This is a genomic window from Levilactobacillus paucivorans (genome assembly GCF_001437125.1).
Classification (GTDB): domain Bacteria; phylum Bacillota; class Bacilli; order Lactobacillales; family Lactobacillaceae; genus Levilactobacillus; species Levilactobacillus paucivorans.
In genome coordinates, this window is the sequence record NZ_JQCA01000070.1 from 1 (window position 1) to 4,411 (window position 4,411).

General features: G+C 36.3%; 4 protein-coding genes and 1 pseudogene. 3 read left to right on the plus strand and 2 right to left on the minus strand.

The features are described 5' to 3' along the window. Positions 1 to 423, plus strand: a pseudogene (locus tag IV54_RS06525) (DNA topoisomerase III); the annotation flags it as partial. Positions 424 to 608: 185 nt separating this feature from the next. Here the strand turns inward: IV54_RS06525 and IV54_RS06530 are convergent. Next, positions 609 to 1,166 carry a YiiX/YebB-like N1pC/P60 family cysteine hydrolase gene (locus IV54_RS06530; RefSeq protein ID WP_225363477.1) on the minus strand — a complete coding sequence of 186 codons (558 nt, stop codon included), beginning with the start codon at positions 1,164 to 1,166 and terminating at the stop codon, positions 609 to 611. 156 nt (positions 1,167 to 1,322) lie between these two features. Here IV54_RS06530 and IV54_RS06535 point away from each other — a divergent pair, with 156 nt between their 5' ends. Together IV54_RS06535 and IV54_RS06540 are read left to right on the plus strand one after the other, a co-directional pair. Further along, entirely contained in the window at positions 1,323 to 1,838 is a 516-nt protein-coding gene (locus IV54_RS06535; protein ID WP_181074504.1) for a biotin transporter BioY, read from the plus strand. Positions 1,839 to 1,874: 36 nt separating this feature from the next. Further along, complete coding sequence (locus IV54_RS06540; RefSeq protein WP_057878585.1) at positions 1,875 to 2,879, plus strand: biotin--[acetyl-CoA-carboxylase] ligase; 1,005 nt, start codon at positions 1,875 to 1,877, stop codon at positions 2,877 to 2,879. 227 nt (positions 2,880 to 3,106) lie between these two features. Here the strand turns inward: IV54_RS06540 and IV54_RS06545 are convergent, their stop codons facing one another. After that, the gene (locus tag IV54_RS06545) at positions 3,107 to 4,279 is read right to left on the minus strand and encodes an SAM-dependent methyltransferase (RefSeq protein WP_010010282.1); all 1,173 of its coding nucleotides are present in this window, start codon (positions 4,277 to 4,279) and stop codon (positions 3,107 to 3,109) included. Positions 4,280 to 4,411: the final 132 nt, after the last annotated feature.

Here is a 4,411-nt window from a genome sequence, read left to right on the forward strand (position 1 = left end):
CTCGAACCCTTGCTAACTAGTCCAGAAATGACGGCTAAATGGGAGCAAGCGTTACAGCAAATCAGTACCGAAGAACGCACCCCGGATAACTTTTTGAGCCAAATTAAGAAGTTCGTAGTGAAATTGATCGCTGATGTCCCAACACAATTAACTGGCAGTGCAGCCATTAAGCAACAAATCAATCACCAACAGCAAGCGCAAAAAGTTGCCGAGGTGTTCTTAGAAACACCACAAGTAACTGTCATAAATAAACAAAAGTTTTACATTGTGAAACCCAAGCAAGGCGAGGACTTTACCCTACCCAAGAAATGGAGCAGCAAAACATCACGATTGAAGTATATCGGAATCATGGGAACCGGTTATGATGTCGTTGATATTTTACGCTCTCCTATTTACCTTGTAGACTCGATTATTGAGCACTGAGATAAAAATAAAACATAGTTTTTCCAAGATTATAAGGCAAACTATTTACATCCAGATAGCCGTATTAACCAGCTATCTAGATTGTAGTCTTTTTAATATCAGGGATATGGGATATCCAGCAAGATCGTGTTTTAAACTCACGTAATCGTTTACCTAAATGGCCAAATAATTGTCTGTATTAAAAGTCAGCTGTTGATAGCTCCTATAAATTTGAGATGGCCTTGGCTAATTAGTGAGTTCGGACTACTCCCTAACTGACCATTAGGTACCGGCAAGTCTAAATTTTCATAATACTGTTGCCATTCAGGCAAAACAGAGCCGTTAGGGCCAAATACCATTGGGGATAGATGAAATATATTTTCATCTTTAAATGCATTAACCACGTAGTCCGAACAGTAATATCCTGGCTGATCTAATCTGAAGCTCGGATTGTATGGTGCTTCTAACATGGACTTGGCTCGTTTTAGTATTTTGAGGGGATTTATTAAAGGGCTACTCTTCCGATAAACGTCAATCAATCCTTCTTCGGAAATAAATTGATCTAACGGTTGACGAATGCAACCATGGTCTTTGGTTGCATGGAGAACAAAAAAGTCAGTGCCTTCTTTTTCTACTATCCCGATATGGTAATAAGCTAGTGGTCGATCTAAAAACGTTTGTTTTGTGCCTCTAATGATCATCTCTGACAGTTTATTTTGTGCTTTTTTAACAAGTAACAGATCGCCTGTTTTCAAACTAATCAAAATTAGCAGTCTCCCTTCCATTATTCGAATTTTAGTAACCCTTTATTTGACTAATGGGTTACTAATAGCTATAATAACACTGTTTTTGAAAAATCCATACTTGGAGTGATCATATTGAAACGTAGTAACACCACAAGATTATTAACGTTATCTGCAATGATGGTAGCAATCTTAATTATATTAGGCCTCTTCCCTGGTATTCCGTTGGGATTTATTCCAGTACCTATCGTTTTACAAAACATGGGAGTGATGATGAGTGGTGAGTTGTTGGGACCTAGGTATGGGACCATCTCAGTATGTCTATTTTTATTATTAGCCTTCATCGGTATGCCCATACTTTCTGGTGGTAATGGTGGCATGGCTGTCTTTATTGGACCAACTGGCGGCTATCTTATAGCTTGGTTATTTACGCCATTACTAATTGGTCTATTAATTAATCGTTTTCAGATTTACAATAAGTCTTGGATATTTGAACTGCTCATTTTATTATTAGCCGGAGTGATTTTTATTGATTTGGTGGGTGCTATATGGCTCTCTTACCAGTCTCACATTACGCTGATTGCCGCTCTTATTTCAAACTTAGCATTTATACCAGGAGATCTTATTAAAAGTGCTTTAGCAGTTATTATTGTTCGCCGTATTAGAAAAGCAATGCATTTAAGCTTATTTTAGTTATTGTTTATCGCTATTTAATTAGGAGGTGGTTTGATGAAAAATAAATCAACCCAAGAAAAAGTGGTGTTAGAACTTTTGACTAATTTAGATACGTGGGTATCTGGTGACTATCTAGCTAAAAAGTTTCAAGTCAGTCGTGAAACCATCTGGAAGGCTATTAATAATTTAAAAAACAAACGAGATTATCCAATTGTTAGTCGTAAGAAACGTGGGTACATGCTTCATACAGCACCGTATTTAGAAGCCGACTTAATTAATATTTACAGCCATAAGCAATTAACAGATAATCTGCATGTCTTTAAAGAAGTTACATCAACCCAAGATTTAGCAAAGCAATTTTCTAGTAAGCACTGTATTACCAGGCCAACCGTTTTTGTTGCCGATAAGCAGACTAACGGTTATGGAAGACGAGGTCGCTCTTTTTATTCACCACCGACTACAGGCCTTTATCTCAGTATTATTCTGCCTAACCAACAACAAACTGTTATTCAACCCGGACTACTAACAACTGGGATTGCCGTGAGCATCACCCATGTGCTTGAAAAGTTTTATCCAAATAAAGAATTTCAGTTTAAATGGGTAAATGACATCTATCTAAATTATCATAAGGTGGGCGGAATTATTACGGAGTCCATTTTTGATCTTGAACTGGGGGCGGCCTCAGCTTTCATTGTTGGTGTGGGAATAAATTTAACAACTGTCAAGTTTCCAAAAGAGTTGGCAATCAAAGCCCAAGCTATCGATAATGACAATTCAGTTAACCGCAATCAATTAATTGCCGAAATAATCCAAGCAATTATAAACGGATTTTTAGACTATACGAACCCCCAACTATTGGCGGAGTACCGGAAAAAATCGATTGTTTTAGGAAAAGTGGTTTCTTTAAATACTGGGTCAGAAGTTGTTCAGGGAGTTGCTCAGAAGATTGAAGATAATGGTGGTATAACCATTAAAAGGATAGATGGAACATTTCAAACCTTTACAAGCGGTGAAGTAATCAAAACTGGTTTTAAGTATAAAGGAGATCATATTGGATAGCTTAATTTATGGATTATGTGTTGATAGTACGGGACGTTATGAGCACTACCACAATGATTTTGATATTGCCGCTTTAAACTGTAGCTACTATCGAAAGTGTTTTTCCTACTCTAAATAAGTTAATACTAGGGAAGGGCACCTGATTTAAAAAATGGAGTTTACTACAACTCATTTTTTAAACAGGTGCCCTTTTTTGAACATTATTTGAATAATTTTCCTAGTAATAGTTAATTATAAATGTAATTGCGTTTCATCGGCAATCCTGTACCACTAGGTGCATTCACTAATAAGTACTGAATAACATCTATATTGCCTGATTCGAAGGAAGCGGCACAAGCTTGTAAGTATAGACTCCACATTCGATCAAAACGTTCACCATATTTTTCGATGACTTGATTCCGAACCTTCTGATAGTTTTGGTACCAGATTTCCAATGTTTTTTGGTAATGGCGTCGTAAGGGTTCAATATCTGAAAATTGCAATTGGGCATCCATAATGTGCTTAATATTTTCAGCAACATTGGGAATGTATCCTCCTGGAAAGATGTATTGATTAATAAATGGATCCACACCAGCACCTTCATGTTGTCCAGTAATGCCGTGAATCAATGCTTGTCCTCCTGGGGCCAAAAATTCTTGAACCTTTTTAAAATATAGTCCTAAGTTTTCTTTACCAACATGTTCAAACATGCCCACAGATGTTACGTAATCGTATTGACCAGATACTTCACGATAGTCTTCCAATATTACGTGGACCTGATTTTCTAAGTGTCGTTCCTTTATTTGTGATTGTGTATAGTTATATTGTTCTTGGCTCAAGGTAATACCTGTTGCATCTAGTCCAAACTCTTCAGCAGCCATGAATAATAAAGTTCCCCATCCACTACCAATATCCAATAGTTTACGACCAGGATTAGTGGCTAGCTTACGTAAGATATACCGGACCTTGTTCAATTGTGCTTGTTTCAAAGTGTCGGATTCTTTCTCAAAATAAGCACAAGAATAGGTCATTGTGTCATCTAACCATAGCTTATAAAAATCGTTACCTATGTCATAATGTTTTTGAATATCTTTTTCACTATTTTTTTCAGAATGCGATATTTTGGGTAAGTGTTTTAAGAATGAATTATGAGTTAAAAAACTGTCTTTTTTCCGGTAAGCCGATGCGATTAATGTTTGTATACTTCCATCAATCTCTATGTCACCATTCATATAAGCCTCACCTAGAACCAAGGTAGGCTGACTGGTTAGCGATTTAATTGGAATTTCGTGTTTAAATTGTACCTTAATTTCAGGAACTCCAGCGCCATATTTTTCTTTTTTCCCATTCCAATAAGTTACTTCAATCGTTATGTCGAATGCTTTACTGAATAATTCCTTGTAAACCACTTTGTCTAGCACAAATATCCCTCCATTAAAAAAATAAATTATATAACTAAAATATCATATACAAAAATACGTAATAATTTTCCTATAGTGAAGTGAACCCTTAAAATTGGACAAATTGTTAAGCTGCTTTTTGAACGGCGAGTT

Excerpts from the sequence above, each read along its gene's own strand:
- IV54_RS06535 (WP_181074504.1), top strand. The coding sequence starts at position 1,323 with ATGATGGTAGCAATCTTAATTATATTAGGCCTCTTCCCTGGTATTCCG.
- IV54_RS06540 (WP_057878585.1), top strand. The coding sequence starts at position 1,875 with ATGAAAAATAAATCAACCCAAGAAAAAGTGGTGTTAGAACTTTTGACT.